General features: G+C 40.6%; 17 protein-coding genes. All 17 read right to left on the bottom strand.

From position 1 onward, the window contains the following. Positions 1-58: 58 nt before the first annotated feature. The 17 genes from chvE to tcuA all read right to left on the bottom strand — a co-directional run bounded on the left by chvE (position 59) and on the right by tcuA (position 19658). On the bottom strand, positions 59-1132 hold the full coding sequence (gene chvE / locus ACSU6B_RS05430; protein WP_410883414.1) for a multiple monosaccharide ABC transporter substrate-binding protein: 1074 nt from the start codon (positions 1130-1132) through the stop codon (positions 59-61). A gap of 286 nt (positions 1133-1418) precedes the next feature. Then, the gene (locus ACSU6B_RS05425; protein ID WP_410883412.1) at positions 1419-2645 is read right to left on the bottom strand and encodes a response regulator transcription factor; all 1227 of its coding nucleotides are present in this window, start codon (positions 2643-2645) and stop codon (positions 1419-1421) included. A 34-nt stretch (positions 2646-2679) separates the two neighbouring features. Further along, entirely contained in the window at positions 2680-4497 is a 1818-nt protein-coding gene (locus ACSU6B_RS05420) for a cache domain-containing sensor histidine kinase (protein WP_410883410.1), read from the bottom strand. A 12-nt stretch (positions 4498-4509) separates the two neighbouring features. Further along, positions 4510-5517: a substrate-binding domain-containing protein gene (locus ACSU6B_RS05415; RefSeq protein WP_410883408.1), complete on the bottom strand. Its 1008-nt coding sequence runs from the start codon at positions 5515-5517 to the stop codon at positions 4510-4512. 524 nt (positions 5518-6041) lie between these two features. Further along, complete coding sequence (locus tag ACSU6B_RS05410; RefSeq protein WP_410883729.1) at positions 6042-6851, bottom strand: ABC transporter ATP-binding protein; 810 nt, start codon at positions 6849-6851, stop codon at positions 6042-6044. A 142-nt stretch (positions 6852-6993) separates the two neighbouring features. After that, positions 6994-7974, bottom strand: coding sequence for an electron transfer flavoprotein subunit alpha/FixB family protein (locus ACSU6B_RS05405; RefSeq protein WP_410883406.1), 981 nt, complete (start codon positions 7972-7974; stop codon positions 6994-6996). Between the two features lie 12 nt (positions 7975-7986). Further along, entirely contained in the window at positions 7987-8676 is a 690-nt protein-coding gene (locus ACSU6B_RS05400; RefSeq protein WP_410883727.1) for an electron transfer flavoprotein subunit beta/FixA family protein, read from the bottom strand. 134 nt (positions 8677-8810) lie between these two features. Next, positions 8811-9665, bottom strand: a complete 855-nt coding sequence (locus ACSU6B_RS05395; protein WP_215010181.1) for an aspartate/glutamate racemase family protein — start codon at positions 9663-9665, stop codon at positions 8811-8813. Positions 9666-10012: 347 nt separating this feature from the next. Further along, on the bottom strand, positions 10013-11389 hold the full coding sequence (locus ACSU6B_RS05390) for an FAD-dependent oxidoreductase (protein ID WP_410883404.1): 1377 nt from the start codon (positions 11387-11389) through the stop codon (positions 10013-10015). Positions 11390-11403: 14 nt separating this feature from the next. Continuing rightward, on the bottom strand, positions 11404-11841 hold the full coding sequence (locus ACSU6B_RS05385) for a GlcG/HbpS family heme-binding protein (protein WP_410883402.1): 438 nt from the start codon (positions 11839-11841) through the stop codon (positions 11404-11406). A gap of 31 nt (positions 11842-11872) precedes the next feature. Further along, positions 11873-12595, bottom strand: coding sequence for an SDR family NAD(P)-dependent oxidoreductase (locus tag ACSU6B_RS05380; RefSeq protein WP_410883400.1), 723 nt, complete (start codon positions 12593-12595; stop codon positions 11873-11875). A 34-nt stretch (positions 12596-12629) separates the two neighbouring features. Beyond that, positions 12630-14051 (bottom strand): FAD-dependent oxidoreductase, encoded by a 1422-nt coding sequence (locus tag ACSU6B_RS05375; protein WP_410883398.1) that lies wholly within the window; start codon positions 14049-14051, stop codon positions 12630-12632. Between the two features lie 45 nt (positions 14052-14096). After that, on the bottom strand, positions 14097-14984 hold the full coding sequence (locus tag ACSU6B_RS05370) for an isocitrate lyase/PEP mutase family protein (RefSeq protein WP_410883396.1): 888 nt from the start codon (positions 14982-14984) through the stop codon (positions 14097-14099). Positions 14985-15032: 48 nt separating this feature from the next. Beyond that, positions 15033-15890 carry an adenylyltransferase/cytidyltransferase family protein gene (locus ACSU6B_RS05365; RefSeq protein WP_410883394.1) on the bottom strand — a complete coding sequence of 286 codons (858 nt, stop codon included), beginning with the start codon at positions 15888-15890 and terminating at the stop codon, positions 15033-15035. A 41-nt stretch (positions 15891-15931) separates the two neighbouring features. Continuing rightward, positions 15932-16528: a hypothetical protein gene (locus ACSU6B_RS05360; RefSeq protein WP_410883392.1), complete on the bottom strand. Its 597-nt coding sequence runs from the start codon at positions 16526-16528 to the stop codon at positions 15932-15934. A 324-nt stretch (positions 16529-16852) separates the two neighbouring features. Further along, positions 16853-18025: an acyl-CoA dehydrogenase gene (locus tag ACSU6B_RS05355; RefSeq protein WP_410883390.1), complete on the bottom strand. Its 1173-nt coding sequence runs from the start codon at positions 18023-18025 to the stop codon at positions 16853-16855. 127 nt (positions 18026-18152) lie between these two features. Further along, positions 18153-19658: an FAD-dependent tricarballylate dehydrogenase TcuA gene (tcuA, locus tag ACSU6B_RS05350; RefSeq protein ID WP_410883388.1), complete on the bottom strand. Its 1506-nt coding sequence runs from the start codon at positions 19656-19658 to the stop codon at positions 18153-18155. Positions 19659-19662: the final 4 nt, after the last annotated feature.

The following is a 19662-nucleotide window of genomic DNA, read 5'->3' as shown; positions in this document are numbered from 1 at the left end:
TTTATAAAATGATTTAGTGACGGTTCTTTAACTGTCACTAAATCATTTTAATCACTAATTATTTACTTAGTTCTTCCTTTTTGTAATATCCAGAGTCAACTAAGACAGATTCATAGTTTGCTTTATCAACTGAAACCGGTTCTAGCAGATATGAAGGAACGACTTTTTTACCATTGTCGTACGTTTTGGTATCATTTACTTCAGCTTTTTTGCCCTTTAAAACGGCATCAGCCATAGAAACAGCTTTTTTAGCCAATTCTCTTGTGTCTTTAAACACTGTTTGTGTCTGTTCACCTTTTATTATTGATTTAATAGAAGCTAGTTCAGCATCTTGTCCAGTAATAATAGGAAGTGGTTTAGTAGCTGATCCATAACCAACTCCTTTTAAAGATGATATGATTCCGATACTGATTCCATCATAAGGTGATAAAACGGCATCTACCTTGTCAGTGGTATAGTGGGCACTTAATAGATTATCCATCCTAGCTTGTGCAACTGCACCGTCCCATCTTAATGTGGCACCTTGTTCAAATGACTTTTGACCGCTTTTTACGACTAATTTCCCCGATTCAATATAAGGCTTTAATACGGACATTGCCCCATCAAAGAAGAAATAGGCATTATTATCATCTGGTGATCCTGCAAACAACTCGATATTAAATGGGCCCTTTCCTGCCTTTAAACCTAATTTTTCTTCAATATAAGTGCCTTGTTGAACACCGACTTTAAAGTTGTCAAATGTTGCATAATAGCTGACATATTTACTATTTTTAATTAAACGATCATATGCAATGACTTTAATTCCTTGCTTGTTTGCTTTGTCTAAAACATCTGTTAAGGCTTCACCGTCAATTGACGCAATTACTAAAACGCTTACACCCTTCGTAATCATATTCTCAATTTGAGATACCTGATTCTCTACTACGTCTTCTGCATATTGCAAGTCCACTTTATAGCCTAACTTTTCAAATTCTTTTTTCATATTTTGACCGTCACTTACCCATCTTTCCGATGACTTTGTAGGCATCGCAAGTCCTACAAATCCACTATCTCCACTTGTACTTTTACTTCCACATGCTGCCAACGAAAATAATAATGTAATTAACATAATTACTGACAACAACTTTTTCATCTGAATCGCCCCTTTTGTTTTTTCATAGTTAAAGTTTTATTACTTGCTATGAATATATCACCCTGTCATTTTTTCGTCTTTTCAATAAAACAACTATTTTTATAAAAATACAACTTAACTTGAAGCGCTTTCAAAAAAACTTCATTTAAAAAAAACAAAAATCACTCTCTAGGCTTGAAAGCACTTTTTGTTCGAAATTCCCCGTAAACAAAATAGAACAGTCCAAATGATTTATTTGGACTGTCCCATAGTACATTCATATTTGGCTAATTAAACTATATTACTCCTATTCTTTACTAAAAATCGAACTTGAAAAACCTGCACTTTTTCGATACTGGTTGGGAGATACACCCATTACTTTTTTAAATGCAGTACTAAAATAATGCTGTGTGTCATATCCAACTTTTCCGGCAATTTCAAGAATAGAAAGTTCTGTGGAGTTTAGCAGCATAATAGCCTTGCTGATACGCATATTTGTAATCATACTAACAAAAGAAGTACCTAATTCCTTCTTCATAATTCTGCTTAGATAAACAGGGGATACTTGCAGATACTGTGCCAATGATTCCAATGTCAAATCTGTTTCTGAAAAATGTTCACTAAGATAGGATCTCGCACGCCGGACGATCGGTGAGATCTTTAAATTTTCAAACATCATTGTTTCGCAGTGTTTATAAATTTCAGAAATCGCAAATGTTTCTCCAGTAACTTGCTCAAAGTGCATATTCGGTGTCGTGTTCAAATAATTTTTTAATTTCTTTGACAACAATAGTTCGAGATTTTCTTGTACATTTCCCCAAATACAAACTGATATAAACCCTGAAGGATCACGAAAAACAACTTTTTGGAAGGGTTCAAGTGCTTCAGCAACGATATCTTCAGTAAAATTAAATAATTGTTTATTATTTTCATTCCATAAAGGTTTATTGATATAAATTTCATGACATTGGATGAGACCAAACTGGTTCGGGCATTCTAGAGGCAAATGTAAGAATTTTAGTTGTTTAATAATTTCAGATTCTGTCATATTCCCTTTTATCCATTCCTGACAAAAATTTTGCTGTAAGAGAGGGATATTTTTTATGATTTGGTCTTTCGCTAATGCTAAGTACTCACTTTGCTGTTCTCTTTCTTCCAATTGTTTTCTTATACTCTGTAGGACGTTTTGTAATTGATCAGGATTTGCGGGTTTGAGAATATAATCATTAACATTTAAGCGTAATGCTTCTTGGGCATATGTAAATTCGTCATGACCTGAAATAATTATTATTTTACAGTTTGGCAAACTCTCTCGTACATGTTTAATTAAAGTCAACCCATCCATAATTGGCATATTCAAATCTACCAGCAATATGTCTACTGTATATTCGATGGCAAGGTCGAATGCTTCTTCTCCATCTTCCGCTTCCGCTACAACCTTCATATGAAGCTCTTGCCAATCTACTGATTCACGAATTCCTTCACGTATTATCGGCTCATCATCTGCAATCAATACATTCCAATGATTTAGCACACAATTTGCTCCCCTTTCGAACTCTTTCATCGCTTCATTTTTCTCTGATGGCAGGAAGGACAACCTTCACTGTTGTACCCTTACCTAATTCACTATCAATTGATATACCATAGGCATCACCAAAAGTCAGTTTAATTCTGGCTTGGACATTAAGCATCCCATACCCGAAATTCTCACTTCCTTTATATTGCTGAGATTGAGAAAATAACGTTCCCAATTTACTTCTTAGAGCTTCAAGCTTTTCAGGAGGAATTCCCTTCCCATCATCCATTACATGGAAAACTATATTTCCTTCATGTTCTTCTGCTTTTACGATAATATGACCAGGCCCTCTCCTTTCTTTGATTCCATGATATATGGCGTTTTCGACGATTGGCTGTAATACAAGCTTTAATACATTGATCTTTTCAACATTGGAATCAATATTTAAGGTGTAATTTAATTTATCTTGATATCTGGCTTTTTGGATTTTCAAATAACTGTTAATATGTTCCATTTCTTCTTTTAGAGGAATTATATCGTTACCTTTACTTAACCCAATGCGGAAAAGTCTTGATAATGACTCTACCACCTCAGCAACATCTACAGCACCTTTTTTTCGGGCCAGCCAATGAATTGTGTCTAGCGTATTGTATAGGAAATGAGGTTTAATATGAGCCTGTAGACTTCGTAGTTCAGCATCACGTTTTTGACGCTCTTGCAGCTCATTTAGTGTTATAAGCTTATTTATTTGTACAAGCATCGTATTAAAGCTGCGGCCAAGTAACCCGATTTCATCCATTCGTTCTCCTTTGTAACGGACAGACAAATCTCCAGATTCCGCTTTACGCATAAACGACATGAGTTGCCTGATTGGTCTTGATATAGAATAGGATAAATAATAGGAGGCTCCAAGGCCAAACAAACAAACGAAGAAGACAAAACTAATCACATAAAAATGAATTTCCCTTACCTCTAATACCGATTCTTTTGTAGAAAATACACCCACAGTTGTCCAACCAGTAAAAGGAGATTTTCTATATATGAATTGAAGCTTATTGCCTTTGACTTGTTTAGAGAAATTCCCGGATTCATTCGAATGGAGCCACTCAATAGGAATCTCGTTAAGAAAGGGCTCGGATGGTGAGTAGATATTTTCGCCTTTATCGTCAATCACCATTAAATAACCTGTTTTACCTAAGCGAACATCTTTTGTCGCTTCCGATATTACTCTGAGCTTCATATCAATTAATATTACACCCTTCACTTGCTGGGTTTCAGGGTCTAAAATTGCTCGTACAACTGATACAACTTCGTCATCCTTGTAATGTATATGGCTAGTTATGTTTCTGCTGAATGGGTGCCCTAAGATTTTGAAAATCCCTTCACTTTTCACAGCAGCTTGATACCACGACTCTTCAGTGAGGCTTTTCATCGAGCGGGTATACATGTCGTTACTGATGTACTGACCATTGCTGTTTACCACAAGAATGCCTGCTACTTCTGGATACAATGTTGTAAGCCCTTGCAGAAATGTTCGTATCTCATAATCATCATTTACCCCTTGGCTTTGCTGGCTTTTTTTCTCGTACAAAAATTGTTTAATTCCCGGGTTAAAAGATATCAAATAACTCATATTTTGCATGTTACCGGCATAGAAATCCAGTGTTTTATTGACTTGACCAATTAACTGCAGTGTATTTTGGTTCACTTGTCTCTCTATAATGCGGTCTACTGTCCATCCTGTCAGAAACCCTAGACCAATAGATGGCAGAATACTGATTAACATTAAAAGAACAATTAACTTAAATCGGATTGGAAGGTTGCTTATTTTTAAAAAATTTTTTTTGTCCAATTTCTTCGAATCTCTCATTTTCTTGGCGGCTCACTTTGCATAGTAATTTTCTAAATTTTCTTTAGTAACAATAGAAATCCCTGTATCAACATATGAAGTCATTGGAGGTTTATCGGAAAATTCACTTTTTTTAATTGGAGAATTTTTATGTTGGAGATCAAATAAAAAAAGTAAAGACCAAAAACCCATCCTCCAGGTACCTTGAGCCAAGGTTGCAGATATGGTACCATCTTTAATCAGATCCAGAGTTTGTTTATCTGTATCAAAACTTACTATTTTCACTTTTTGATTCTTCTTGAGAAGACTGACGGCTTCACCGACCCCAACCCCTCCATTGGCCTCAGTAGCAAAAATACCCTTCAAATCCGGATACTTCTTTAAGAGGTTCATTGCGACCTTGCTTGAAACAAGCTGATCCCCCTTTCCATCTTTTACTGCTATCACCTCTACCCCAGTGGTTTCTTTCTTAATTGTGTCTAAAAATCCTTTTGTTCTTTCCTGATGATTTAATTGATTGGGAGATGTAATGACAGCCACTTTTCCTTTTCTACCAATTAATTCAACTAACTTATGAGCAGCCGTTATACCAGCTTTATAATTATCGGTCCCCAAAAAAGAAGACACCTTGTCCGATGCAGCACCTGAATCGAATAAAACTACAGGAATACCCATCTCCCGTGCTTTTTCAAAAGTTTTAGATAATGCGTCAGGGTCGATAGCGGATATCGCAATTCCCGCAGGCTTTTTGGCAATCACCTGTTCCATCACAGTAATTTGTTCATGTATATCATGCTGCGTTGCACCCCGGTATTCAACTGATACATTCAATTTCTGAGCTGCATCCTCAAACCCTTTTAAAGAGCTCTTCCAATAATCAATTCCTGACTGGAATGTAACCATTACGTACTTCTCACTAAATTCCTCCTGTCCTTCTCCTTGTGTTAGTTGGGATATATGCGACTCATTAATATGATAGTTATATAAGTAAAGAAAGTAGACGAAAAATAAGAAGGCATAGATTTGTAATAGCTTTTTCAATTATGAATCCCCTTTCAAAAAACTATCAACTTATGTATTCTGTTTACTAAAATCACTAGTGTTATTTTTTATAAAAGCCCTTACATTTCAATGATTGGAAGATTCATTGAGCATGAGTTTCAAATATTGCATCATTACTAATTCTTAGCTAATAGCTGCTTTTTTTTACTAACTTTGGATCAGAAAGTTCTTTATCTTTGCCATATCATACATTTTCCTGCGATAACTCTCAATACTTTTTTCTTAAAAAAATGCTTTTCTAACCCTATTATCCTTGCATACATTTTGGCCTTATTAAAAGATTTCAAATCCTGCTGTAAGTTGCTAAAATTGCCCAATAATATCGGACAAGCATTCGGATCCACGCAATTCACATAAGTAAAGGTCATTACGACGGTGTACTACAATCTTCATAAAAACTGTGAAGTTTTATACAGTTTCACTCAAAATGAAAAGGTAGTTACCTCCGCTTTTCGAATTACTCAAAGTTGGCGCATGAATGATTCATGCGCCTTTTTCAATCATCAATAGGCCTTGAGTTTATCTTTCTCATCAACCTGTAGTCTAGAAAGCATCGGTCTGTTGTTCTTCCACTCCACCTGAACAGGAAGATTGAAAAACGCCGTTAGTTTTTGACTAGATATCAATTCACTTGTCTTTCCATCTGCAAAAACTTGTCCCTCTTTTAGTAATAAGGTTTTAGTGAAAACTGGTAAAATCTCTTCGATATGATGTGTTACATAAATCAATGTCGGAGCACCGGGATTTTTTGCAATTTTTTCAATCGATTCTAACAGCTGTTCGCGCGCGATAAAATCCAATCCATTCGTAGGTTCATCGAGAATGAGCAAAGAAGGTTCAGCCATCAACGCACGAGCAATTAAGACACGCTGCTTTTCTCCTTGTGATAATTTTTCGTAATTTCGGTTCGCATACCTTATACAACCAAGTGTCTCCAATAGTTCAACAGCCTTTTTCCTCATTTCATCTGTCGGAGTTTCGTAAAGACCGATAGAAGCAAAGGCACCGCTTAAGACAACCTCAAACGCATTATCCCCTGGATGAAATTTTTCCTGAAGGGATGAAGAGACAAATCCGATCTGTTTACGCAGTTTCTCACTTAGATAGGTTTTCCCAAATTCCATCCCCAGTACAGTTACTTTTCCTTTTGTCGGGAAATAATAGGCATTTATTAAATTTAATATGGCTGTCTTACCCGAGCCATTTAATCCAAATAAAACCCAGTTTTCTCCTCTATTAATCTTCCAATTTATATCTTGTATAATCCAATTTCCTTCTCGTAATAAAGAAACATTTTCAAGCTTTAAAACCATCATTAATACTCCTTTCTATCATTCGTAGGTTGAATATAAAATTTTGGTAACCCTATTGTACCAAATTTTCAGAAAACAAAAAATAAGTCCCACCAAAATGAGGACTTAAAATAGGACTATGAATCTTTTAGATGTGTATTCCTTAAACAAGGACCTTTTTCAGTTTTTCCGTAAGTACTGGTATCACTGTCTTGTAGTCGGCGATTATACCGAGATTGGCCCGTTTAAAAATGGGTGCTTCTGAATCTGTGTTGATCGCAACAACGGTCTTCGCACTGGTAATGCCTGCTAGATGCTGGCTGGCACCGGATATTCCGACCGCAATATAAAGGTCTGGAGCAACAACAGCCCCCGTTTGTCCTACCTGCAGGTTAGAAGGAACCCATCCAGCGTCACATGCTGCCCTTGAAGCACCGACTGTCCCGCCCAGTAGTTCTGCAAGGGACTGCAAATCTTGAAAGCCTTCAGGTCCGCCAAGACCTCGACCGCCGGAGACAATAATTGTAGCATCCTCAAGACGGATATCTGACAAGGCCGACTGAATCTTCACCACCAATTTGGTTAAAACAACTGCCTCTGGAACGGAGTAATCAACAGAAATAATTTCACCTATGCGCGTTAGATCAGGTACAGCTAGTTCCTGACTCTTTTGGCGAATGCCAACAACCACCTTAAGTCGTGTAGTTGAATACTCCCCATATGCTTTATCACCATAAATTGGGCGCACCCATGTCAGCTTTCCGCCTTCAGTTCTAAAATCAGTCACCTCTGTTATGGCAGATGCGCCAATGCGTGTGGCTAGTCGACCTGCTAGATCCTTTCCCATCCTATCAAAGGAAAGGAGTAATACATCAGCACCAGACTGTTGGAACACTGTAAAGAGGCTATCTACGTACAGTTCAACTTGATATTCAGAAAGTAGAGGATTATTAATGGTATATACTTTGCTTGCTCCAAAGGCAATTGCTTCCTTTGCACCAGCCGCAGTCGCGGGTCCAACCAAGACAGCTTCCACACTTCCGGCGGTAGCACTTGCCAAACGATTGCCGAATGCCAGTGTTTCCTTTGCACCCGAGCTTAGTGATTCTTCTTGCTGATTTGTAAAGATAAGGATTTTGGACATAATTGCTACCTCCTATAAAATCTTCAGTGCCAAGAGCTTGTCAGTCAATTCAGCTGCGAGCTCTGAGCCATCGCTGCCAGAAAGGATTTCGCAATTGACATCTCTGTTTAGGACGTAGGCCCGCTCCAATTTAACGCCCGGCTGACACCGCACATGATCAAAATCAATATCATCTGATTCAAATCGAGTAATTGGCTTGCTCCTCGCAAGTCGGATATCTTTAACCTTAGGGAGGCGAGGGACATTTGCCTCAGAACTGATAATTGTAAAAACAGCTGGAAACGGAACACTCGCCACAGTATAACCGCCTTCTGCTTCGCAAGTAGACTTCACACTATCTTCATACAGTTCAAGTTCGGAGACAAGCGTCACACAAGGAAACCCAAGTTCTTCTGCCATTACTGGTCCCACAAGACCTTCCTCAATGTCACTTGCTTGATATCCGGTCAGCACAAGCTCCGCACCACCAAGGGTTTTGATAGTTTGCGCAAGGATATGTCCAACGGCCTGACCGTCGAGATTTTCCCACTCCGAATCCCAAATTCGTACGGCAGCATTAGCCGTGAATGCAAAGGCTCTGCGCAGTACCTCCTCCGATGATTCGTCACCCAGGCAGATGGCAGTCACCGTAGCACCCGGTGTTTTATCTCGAAGTTGAATAGCCAATTCAAGCGCGTTCTCGGCAAAAGAGTCCAAAACCATGTCGGAATCTCCATTCACCGGACGATTGGTCTCTGGGTCAATTTGAAAATAACGTGGAGTAATTTCCGGATCAAGAACATGCTTTAGGCATACGACAATATGCATCTCTAGTTCACCTCTTGTCTTTTTTTTGGTTAACCTTTTACTTCTACTCCTGCTCTTACTGCTAACCCTCGCTGGTTATTAGGATTTGGGTATGGGTCTAATCCGTACATTTCTCGTAATCTTGCAACCGCTTCTGCTGGTGGTTTTGAATTGTAGTAGCCGCGCCGGGTCATATAAACTCCTGATACTCTTTTTAGGTCCGCTAGTGATTCGCACATCTTGATTCCGGCACCAAATGAGTCAACGACAGGAACGTCACCAATCCTTGAAATCCCGAAGGTTGCAAGGAAAACGTTCATCGGCCCCTCTCCTGGGACAATCACATCGGCTCCTTGAGAGATGGCAGTCTCGGCTGCTCTTCGAAATGCCGCAATAACTGGCTCAGGATTATTGAAGCCTGCGAGCACATCATCAAAGCCTGACTCCAGCGGAACAATAGGTCCGAGCTTTTCGCCGAGGCCGTACCGGGCGGCGTTTTGTCTAAGTTCGTCTGCCAATGGGGTTAAAAAATTGACTACTCCGATACGGTCTCCAAGCATGGATGCCATATGGAAGGAGGCTTGCCCATAACCAACCACGGGTATATCAACGAGCGTGCGTGCCTCCAAAAGACCAACGTCAGGAATGGTCCCAATAAACATCGCATCGTATCCTGCGGCTTCAGCCATTAATGCAGCACGAACGAACTGCTCCCGATGCAAGTTCTGCAGGTAGGAATGAGTAATAAAATGCCCGGGGTAATGTGTGGGATATGTTTCTTCAGACATGCCATGTAGAACGACCTCCACGTCTGGTCGTGCAATCTTCCGCACATGGTTCATGATTGCATCTCGGTATTGAGGAACCCGGTCAATCGTGGTTAGGCTCTGATGCCAGATTTTCATAAAATTTACCTCCTTTTTGAGCTTTTATCGAAAATATATATAAAAAGTTCGTTTTTGTTATTAGATTTGTTTCAAAAAAGTGTACCCATGTTTATTTTTGCGTAAGTTCATCGTTTGTTAGTGAAATTTAATAGTCTATGAGCGAATTCTCAAGCTAAATCAGCGAATTCTCAGGTTCTATCAGCGAATTTCACAGTTCTATCAGCGAATCCAATTTTATGAGCGAATTTAACCATTTTATGGGCGAATTCACCAATCTTATGAGCGAATTTTTTAGATTTATGGGCGAATTCACCCATTCCATGAGCGAATCCTAATCTGAGCCTTTCCACGCCCATGCAATTCAATTATTTTACTGTTACCTCTTTCAATGCCTCTTGGACTGCTATCCGTCCAAACACCGCACATTTCCCTAAAGAACTACCAGTCATGTAACCTGCCCCGTGGAATCCACCAGTCACCTCTCCGGCTGCAAACAATCCTGAAATGGGCTCATCGTATGGATTCACCACTTGTGCCGCTGTGTTCACAGACAGCCCTGCATAAGTTGCCAGCATCGCGACTGTCGACTCAAATGCATAGAATGGTGCCTTCTCAATTGGTGTTGGTTTTCCATAGTTATGTGTTAATGACTTCCTGCCGAATGCAGGATCTTCTCCATCCTCAATTCCTTGATTGTATCTGGAGATCGTTTCTTCCAAAACTTCAAGTGGTACATCAATACAGTCAGCCAAATCCTCCAATGTGTCCGCTTGATATAGAAGCCTGCGCCGCTTCAGTAATTCCAAATCATAGAGAGGGTCATCGTGAACACTCTTGTCCATAACAGTTTGGTCCCAAACCTGGAAACTTACTTGATCAGGCTGCTCGAAAGCGGCCTTTCCTAATAGTTTATAAGAAATAGACTCGTTAACGAACCGTTTACCAAATTGGTTGACCATGATTGCACCCTTGTAGAAGGCTAACCCCTGAGACTTTACTGGTCCTGCAGCTGTAGGATGAAATCCATAGGTCCCATTCAGGTATGGTAAATCCTTTAACCAGGCCCCATGCTCACATGCCATCCGTATTCCATCCCCATGATTTCCACGGCCGCCAATCCTTAATGCTCCCTTTAATTGGGGGGCAAACTGCCTTAAAAGATCCTCGCTTTTTGCAAACCCTCCTGATGCTATGATTACCCCTTTGGAGGCATGCACAAATTGCTCTACCCCTTCGGCCACATATAAAACACGATCAATCCGACCATCGTCATTTTTCAATAGTCTTCGTGCCGGAGCATTAAATCGAATGGTCACGTTTGACATCTGCTTAACCCTTCGGTTTAGTGTTTGAATCGCTTGGTGTGGGTCAATAATATGTCCGCGGGGAACACTGTGACCGCTAACAGCTTCGAGTGAGCGGAACTCAACACCGTGCTCAATAAGCCAATTATATGTCTCTAATTGGTGCTGGCCATAGGCTTCAACTAGTGCCTGTTCATTCACCCCACCGCCGACCTCAATCATGTCCGCCAATAAGGCCTCGGTTGAATCGATGATACCTGCCTTCTCTTGCATATCTGTTCCCGCAAAGGCTATATACCCTGAGCTAAGAACCGTACTTCCGCCCAGTTCATCCTGTTTCTCAAGGAGCAGGACGTGTGCACCCGCTTCACCTGCATCAACAGCAGCACACATCCCCGCTAGTCCGCCGCCTAAAATAATCAAATCATAGGTTTCCATCCATCAACACCCTCTTACTCTAGGTTATTTAGCACTTCTAAAGCTGCCTGGCAAACCTGCATATCGTGAGTATAATGTCCGCCACTAACCCCAACACCGCCAATCAGTTCGTTATTGATTTTGATGGGATAACCGCCGCCAAAAATAATCAATCTTGGAGTGTGAACAATCCCATGCAACAATGGTGGATCATCCTTCAGTCTGTCGTACCATTCGTGTGTAGCTCTATTATAGGTGGCAGCAGAAAATGCTTTATTTTGTGCAATCTCCAAACTTAATACTGGCGCACCGTCCATAGCAGCAAACGCTTTTAGGTTCCCCACGCGATCAACGATTGAGATGCTAAACGGCATACCTAGATCTTTTCCCTTAACAAGTGCCGCCTCTATCATTTTATTCGCAAGTGCTAGACTGATATTTTTTGATTCAATAGCTGGAATTAATTTTTCCATTATGATTTCCCCTTTCAACTTTTAGAAATATTTATAAATTGACAGGTCGTCCGTAACCAAATGCTTCAATTGCGGTAGCAGTGACAGCGACACTTTTTGGTAAACATAAATCGACGATGACATTAGCAAGGTCACGTGGATGCAGCCAATTGTCTTTATTCACATCAAAATCATCCATCATCTTTGTATTTACTGGACCTGGACAGACCGCATTCACTCTAATTTTGTATGGCTTTAATTCTTCACCCAGTGCTTTGGAAAATCCGAGACATGCGTATTTGGAAGCAATGTAGGCACTTCTGTCGGGACCGCCTTTTGTTCCCCAAATCGACGATAGATTGATGATCACACCGTGTCTTTTCTCCATCATTTGCGGCACGACTGCCCGAGTACATAAATAGACTCCACGATTATTAACATCTTGTACAAAGTCCCATTCTTTAACCGTCATTTCATGGAACGGCTTAAGGAGCATGACACCCGCATTATTGATTAATATATCAATCGAACCCAAACTTTCTTGTGTTGTCTGGACTGCTTGATTTATATCCTCTTCTGAACGAACATCCCCGGTAAGGGCGATTGCTTCGCTCCCAACCACCTCAGAAATATAGGCAGCAGTTTCTTTGCTTTCAGATTCATTGTCGGAAAAAACAGCAACTTTAGCGCCTTGTTTCGCTAGGAGAATACAGGTCTCTCTGCCGATCCCTCTGCCTCCCCCTGTTACTAAGGCTACCTTGTCTTTTAATTCCAAAAAACCTCACCCTTTCTCAAGAAAACCATTCTACTTAAACCTCTAGTTTCTTTGAATCAGTTACGTAAGCAACAGCATGACCACCGGCACGGCGGCCAAACACAAGACCCCTTAGCACAGATGTCCCGCCCGGATATTTCCCGTAATAAAGACCAGCCGTTTCACCGACTGCATATAAACCTGGAATCGGATCATGATCTTGAGACAGAACACGCCCATTCGTATCGGTAGCTAATCCACCGTTGGTGAAAACATTGGAGCAGATAATTGGATAGGCGATAAACGGAGCCTTATTAATCGGAATCGCCCAATTGGACTTTGGCGGCGTAATTCCAATCGCCTGTTTTCCATCTTTTTTATCCCAATGAAATTCACCCGGTTGAACAGCAGCGTTATAGGATTCAACCGTAGCCGTTAATTGGCCGACAGGCACGCCTATCTTCTCCGCCAGTTCTTCGATCGTATCAGCAACAATGGCCGGTTTATCGGTTTCCACAGCTCGTTCATAGTTTGGAATTTCATACATCTTTTGATCGCCGATCATATAGGCAATATGACCGGGAAGATCGTGGAATATTGTCCGTGCAACCTCTTCATATTGCTCATCGACTGTTGTTTTCCCCTCATCAACGAAACGATTTCCATTCTGATCGACTAGAATAAAGTAAGGGTATGTCATTACAGCAGCCTCTTCCCGTTTACTTCTTGGGTCGACCGGTTCAGCATGGAAAGAATCAAATTGACCAGCAGTTTTTGCCCCTAGCTCCATTGCCATCCGGATTCCTTCACCTTTGTTAAACAATCCACCGTCGGCTACTGTCCGAACTTTATGAGCATCTCTGCCAACATATTGTGCCATCATCTCCTGATTTCCCTGAAATCCACCTGACGCTAACACAACAGCTCCCACTTTTAATTGAAGTGAGGTTCCACCTTTGACACGCACCATTAGTCCATTCACTACGCCCTCGTCATCAAGATGTAATTTCCAAGCAGTGGCCTCGTAAATAATCTCTACGCCAAGTCCACCTGCACGGCGGGATAGTGTGTCAACGATGGCACGACCGCCGCCTACTGGAAGCAAACGTGGCCTTGATGCGGTCAAAAACATTGTTGGCAGATAGTCAAACTCAACCCCTTTTTCCTGGACCCAGCGAAGTGTGCTGCCAGCCTCTTTGGCGAGAGTTTCTATGTACTCCCGATCGGAATAGTTGTCTGAAAAAGCCAGCATGTCTTCTACGAAGTTATCAGCAACTTCATCGAGATTTTTCATCCGCATATAGGAAGCAGTCCAACGAGAATTTCCACCCCTATGGTCATAATCAGCTCGTTCTAGAATAGCTATTTTTAAGTTCTTATTTTCCTTTTTAGCCGTTTCAGCGGCAGATAATGCGGCTGAGGTCCCGGCAACTCCACATCCAATGACTACGATGTCGTAATCTACTTCTCTCCCCACAACTAAGTCCTCCTTTAAAGTTCTTAATTTATTAAAAAAGTAAAATCACTTTTTAATTAATGTCTGGCTTTCTCCATACTTGTTTTCCCACTCTTTAATCTGATTGAGTTTAAAGAGTGATTGTCGCTCTTCCCACGTACAAATTAACTCGTGAACATTTTCATGTGAACCTTCGGCTTTTAATATTCTTAACGACTCTGTGATTCCTTTGATGGCAGAGCGGAGGACAGTATTTGCACAAAGCATGATTTTAAAACCAATCTCTTCGGCCTCTTTCAAAGAAATAAGCGGGGTTTTACCGCCTTCTACCAGATTTATTACCTGTGGTATCCCTTTTAATGAGCCGGTAATTTGCTTTAATTGTTCCAGCGTTGTCGGCGCTTCAACAAAAATAATGTCGGCTCCAGCTTCCGCATAGGCATTTGCCCTGTCCAATGCATCTTCCATGCCATTTACGGCTAATGCATCCGTACGGGCGATGATTGCTAGATTTTCATCTCTCCTAGTGTCAACAGCAGCTTTGATTTTCCCGACCATTTCTTCTTTTGAAATAACATCTTTCCCATTGAAGTGGCCGCATTTCTTAGGTGAAACCTGGTCTTCCATTTGAATCGCTGCTACACCTGCTCTCTCAAACTCTCTTACAGTACGGATAACATTAATCGCATTACCAAAGCCTGTATCGGCATCGACGACAATCGGAATCGACGTCACATCCGTCATCCTTGCTACAATGTCAACCACTTCTTTTAAGGAAGTCAGGCCTACATCCGCCCACCCTAATTGAGCATTGGATATTCCAGCACCAGTGGCGTATATCGCTTGAAAGCCGATTTCTTCTATTAATCTAGCAGACATTAAATCATAAGCACCTGGTAGAATAAATGAACCAGGTTGGTGTAATAGTTTTTGGAATTCTTTCGTTTTATTCACCTTTTATAGCCCCCCTTTTTTAAAATTATCTTTTATTAAAACTTCTGGTTATCCGATTTGAACAACTCCTTGAATCCACCCATGCTCTTGAGAAGAATTTTTCACTTTTCCGAGGATTTGTTCGTGCCAAATGATAGAAAGAACACCATTATTATTGGCGGCTAACTCTGAAAAAGATTTTAGCGGAATCAATTCTTTTTCTTTTGTAACAATCATTTCTAGCACTTGTGATTGATTTGCTCCTCTTACCGTTACTACATACTTTCCCGGAGCAGGCAATGTATAATGAGGCCTTACTCTTAGTGAAGTACCGTCCCATTCACATGCCACTTCATAGAGACGTCCTAAAAATGCTGATAGATCCTCAATATTTCCACTTGCCAATTTTTCACGAATGCAGGTTGAACTAATTTTCTCCCCCTGGTATTCCACTTTATCTACCTTCGTCACTTCGAGGATCCCGCCTGAATCACTTATCAAGCGGTCCATATTTCCAACTCCACGAAAACCATAGGTATAATCAAAGCCGGCAACTGCATGGACGACACCAAGATCAACTAAATACTTAGCTGCAAACTTTTCCGGGGAAAGCGACGCAAATTCACTATCGAATTCAACGATATAAAATATGTCGACCCCCAGTTCACAGAATATTTTTTCCTTATCTGAAAGCGGCATCAGATAATCAACATGTATATTTCCATTGGATAAAACTGTTTTCGGATGTGGAAAGAAACTCATCACAGATAGTGAAAGATTCCTTTCTTTTGCTATCTGAAAAGCTGTTTTAATCACTTCACGGTGTCCATTATGAATACCATCAAAAAATCCTAGGGCCATGACGCTGAGGCTTGCTTTTTGCTGATAGTCCGCTAGATTTTCCGGGTTCAAATAAATCGTTTCCATGCAGTTCCCTCCTAATCATTTAACCTAAGCCTCAATCATTATTAAATATTTTTCGTATTGCTTGAATGACCACATAATTCTCGGCCAAAGTTTTCTTTGGATGTAATTGGCGAAACTGTTCTGTGGGTGTATAAGGCAGCAAAGTCACGTCCGATTCTTTGCATCGGGTTCCCATTGCCCACATAGGCCGACCCCGTTGCAAGGATTAAGATATCGATGGCTTCCTTACAAGATTCCACCGCATAGCCGATATTGGCCAATGCTTTGACTCTTTCAAATTTACTCATGTACTCCCCACTTACAGCGCAAGCATCAAGGCGGTCAGCGACTTGATAAAAGTGCATGGCAGCGGTTTTAATTTTTAGCGATGCTTCTGCAGCTTGATGATGAGTGGTAACAGCATCACTTAGGTATTCAACCCCCAAATTCGCCGCTCTTCGATTTGGCAATTTTTCCATGAATAATTCTAAAGCAGCCTTCGCCATTCCTAAGCCCGGAACACCGATTGACATCGCCAGCGCAGGGAATAGTGCTGTATTATAGAGTGGAATATCTCGAAAATGATCAGATTGAAACTTTCCAGCAATGGCATCTGTAAAGGATACAACCCGGTGATCTGGAACAAAAACATCTTTCATATTTATACTGTTACTTCCTGTGCCGCAGTCTGTACATCCAAAATAGTACTCGTCATCATTGCATCTCTTCCTTTCCAATTTAATTTGGTCATCTATTTTAGTTATTTTTTAAGTTTAGTTTGTTTTATAAGGTAATTTTAGAAAATTCAGCAACTTCAATCTAGAGTAAAAATCGTTTGAGTTAACGTAGTTTTTAGACAATTTTTATTGGTTTTTATCTAAAGAGGTATTTAATTTACACATTTAATAACTTTTTTACATTTTAAATCCATAAAAAAGCACCTAAAAAGAGTTTTAGGTGCTTTTTTATGATGTTGTTCCTTATTACCCATTAATCGAAGCATCAAAGCCAAATTGTGTCTTTCCAAACGCTTCAACTGAGTCTTCATAAAGATTGGATCGATGGGTGCATACTGCCAAAAGATCGCGTACGAATATTTCAATTGGATCTCCTTTAAACATGGAAAATCCGCCAAGTGTCAATAAAACCTTTACCGCAATATCCGTTACGTTCTTTGTGATTTTTGCCCTTATCGCAGCGAATTCACCACGCTTATCTTCTTTTCCCATTTCATAGTTTTCCAATAAAGAAATATATTTGTCTAGTAGACCTTCTGATTCATAATATTTTATTGTTAATTCAGCCAATACTCCCTGATGACGGGAATCTTTAGCGGAGTTTCCTCCCATTCGTACCCGCTTTTCCGTACGGTGCTTATATTCCTGCAGTAGGCGCTCAGCACCACCCAATGCAACCATTGGGAATCCGACACAAAAGGATGAGTAAAATGGAACATCATAAAGAGGATAGTCTTTATCATAACCCTGTGGCGGTCGGCCAGTACGATCGGCAACCGTAAGCCGTATTAGATGGTGCTTTGGAACATAGACATTATCGACAATGACCTGGTTGCTTCCCGTACCTCTTAGTCCTAACGTATCCCAATTTTCTACTATTTCCACATCAGATATCGGTATATTTAGCATGCATAGTTCAGTCTCTTCACTGTCACCCAGTTTCATTTTCACTGCAAGAGCCACCCAGTCACTATATAAGATTCCGCTTACAAAACTATACTTACCTGTAATCCGAAAACCGTCCCCATCCTTTTCCACTTTCCCTATAGGAGCAAAAATATCGGCAATTAATCCTCCTTGATTTATCACTTCTTCTGCTCCCTCTTTCGTCATAAATGCTACTAAACTATTATGAATGGAATATAGAAAGGTTAACCAAGCAGCAGAAGTATTATATTTTCCAACCGTTCGAATAATCTGGGAATATTCTCTTAAATCTACTTGTGGCTCACCATATTTTTTTGGCAATAACAACTTAGATAATCGTGCCTCTTTTATCGCATCAATGACATTTTTTGAAACCGTTTTGTTTTGGTCTGCTTCTAGTGCTTCCGATTCGGCAATTTTCCCAACCTTTTCTGCCCCTTTTAATAACAGGTTCAAATCAGCCTTGTTTTCATCCAATACTTTGCTTACCATATTTTGCACCCCTTTTTCATTTTATCAACACGTTTATTTTAATGAATATAAATGGATCTACCTAAATAGTAAAAAATCTAAGTTTTTCAATTTTTTGTATATTTTTATATCTCCCCTATTTATACCTTCAAAACATCTCCTCTGTTTCTTTCACTTGGGAAATAAAGCGTGAGGCATTTTCACCGGCAATTTTGCCAAAAACCGACCCTGCCATTAATCCAGCACCACCAGGGTAGTTAAAGTAGAATAGGCCGCCTACCAGTTCCCCAGCAGCATATAACCCTGGAATCGATTGTGATAATACGTCTTGCACTTCCGTATTGGTGTTTATTTTCAAGCCGCCAAAAGTAAAGGTAATCCCGCACGTAACGGCATATGCTTCAAATGGACCTTGATCCAGGGTATTTGCCCAATTGGATTTTCTTACCGCTATCCCATCTGTACAACGGCCATCCTTAATATTGGGGTTGAATGGTATATCTTTACGGACAGCCTCATTGTATTCCGCTATCGTTTTTAAAAAACCTTCCTGATCCACACCGTCAAGCTTATCAGCCAATTCTTCTAAGGTATTCGCTTTCACCTTTGTTACCTTTCTTCCCCGATATTCGTCACGTAGAAGCCCGGCTACTTTAGCATCGAATATCTGCCATGCAAATTGTCCTGGCTGCTTGAGGATTAATTTCCCATATCTCGCATAGGTATAATTGCGAAAGTCAGCCCCTTCGTCGACAAACCGTTTTCCTTCGGCGTTTACTAGAACTCCGAACGGATAGCTGAGTTTTTGGAACCCTTCTGTAAATTCTGGTAAATAACGATCTCCACCAACTGAATGACAGCCTGACCAGTTTCCAGTTGCAAGAGCTCCAATATTTAGCGCCATTTGAATGCCCTCGCCGGTATTAAAACGGCTCCCTCTTGCTTTAGCTAAATCCCAATTGGGACCTAAGTATCGAGTTCTCATTTCCAGGTTGGCATGAAAACCCCCCGATGCTAAGATAACCGCTTTCGCATGGACTTCTGTTGTTTGTCCATTATGCTTAAAAACGACCCCATGTACTCCATCATCATCGTGAATGAGTTCGGTCGCCATCGCATTAAATAATACTTGAACACCTAAATGTTCGGCTTCCTCGTGGAGTGCACCGACTAACCCTGGACCTCCACCAACAGATTCAACAATCATTCCGCCCCAAAATTTAAAGATACCATCCACTTTAAAGGCTTGGCGACCGTAAATCGGCACCCACCTGACTTTATGGGACTGCATCCATTTCATCGTTTCAAAGCTTTTACTTGTTAAGAGGGAAGCAAGCTCTGGGTCGGTACGATATTCCGTTATACGGCACATATCATCAAAAAATTCTTCCTCCGTATAGGAACCAAAATCTGTCATGTCTATATCTTCCTGTGTAAGGTCAGGCATAATTTGCTTTAACTCATTGACATCCTTGTAGGCAAAACGAATAGAGCCATGGGTAAAGGTGCTATTGCCCCCTTTTTCAACCTCTGGAGCTTTTTCAAGCACAATGACATTGACACCATTTTCCCGTGCAGCTATTGCAGCACACATTGCTGCATTCCCTGCCCCTACTACAACAATATCAGTTTCATAGATTTTGTTTTCCTTCATAAGA

The sequence above is a fragment of the Neobacillus sp. C211 genome (genome assembly GCF_051842875.1).
Classification (GTDB): Bacteria; Bacillota; Bacilli; order Bacillales; family Cytobacillaceae; genus Neobacillus.
The sequence above is the reverse complement of the archived record's forward strand: the minus strand, read 5'-3'. Positions and strand labels throughout refer to the sequence as shown.

Bases quoted from the DNA above. Each gene is read 5' to 3' on its own strand.
- chvE (WP_410883414.1), bottom strand. From the start codon at position 1,132: ATGAAAAAGTTGTTGTCAGTAATTATGTTAATTACATTATTATTTTCG.
- ACSU6B_RS05420 (WP_410883410.1), bottom strand. From the start codon at position 4,497: ATGAGAGATTCGAAGAAATTGGACAAAAAAAATTTTTTAAAAATAAGC.
- ACSU6B_RS05410 (WP_410883729.1), bottom strand. From the start codon at position 6,851: ATGGTTTTAAAGCTTGAAAATGTTTCTTTATTACGAGAAGGAAATTGG.
- ACSU6B_RS05405 (WP_410883406.1), bottom strand. From the start codon at position 7,974: ATGTCCAAAATCCTTATCTTTACAAATCAGCAAGAAGAATCACTAAGC.
- ACSU6B_RS05400 (WP_410883727.1), bottom strand. From the start codon at position 8,676: ATGGTTTTGGACTCTTTTGCCGAGAACGCGCTTGAATTGGCTATTCAA.
- ACSU6B_RS05395 (WP_215010181.1), bottom strand. From the start codon at position 9,665: ATGAAAATCTGGCATCAGAGCCTAACCACGATTGACCGGGTTCCTCAA.
- ACSU6B_RS05390 (WP_410883404.1), bottom strand. From the start codon at position 11,389: ATGGAAACCTATGATTTGATTATTTTAGGCGGCGGACTAGCGGGGATG.
- ACSU6B_RS05385 (WP_410883402.1), bottom strand. From the start codon at position 11,841: ATGGAAAAATTAATTCCAGCTATTGAATCAAAAAATATCAGTCTAGCA.
- ACSU6B_RS05365 (WP_410883394.1), bottom strand. From the start codon at position 15,890: ATGGAAACGATTTATTTGAACCCGGAAAATCTAGCGGACTATCAGCAA.
- ACSU6B_RS05360 (WP_410883392.1), bottom strand. From the start codon at position 16,528: ATGAAAGATGTTTTTGTTCCAGATCACCGGGTTGTATCCTTTACAGAT.
- ACSU6B_RS05355 (WP_410883390.1), bottom strand. From the start codon at position 18,025: ATGGTAAGCAAAGTATTGGATGAAAACAAGGCTGATTTGAACCTGTTA.
- tcuA (WP_410883388.1), bottom strand. From the start codon at position 19,658: ATGAAGGAAAACAAAATCTATGAAACTGATATTGTTGTAGTAGGGGCA.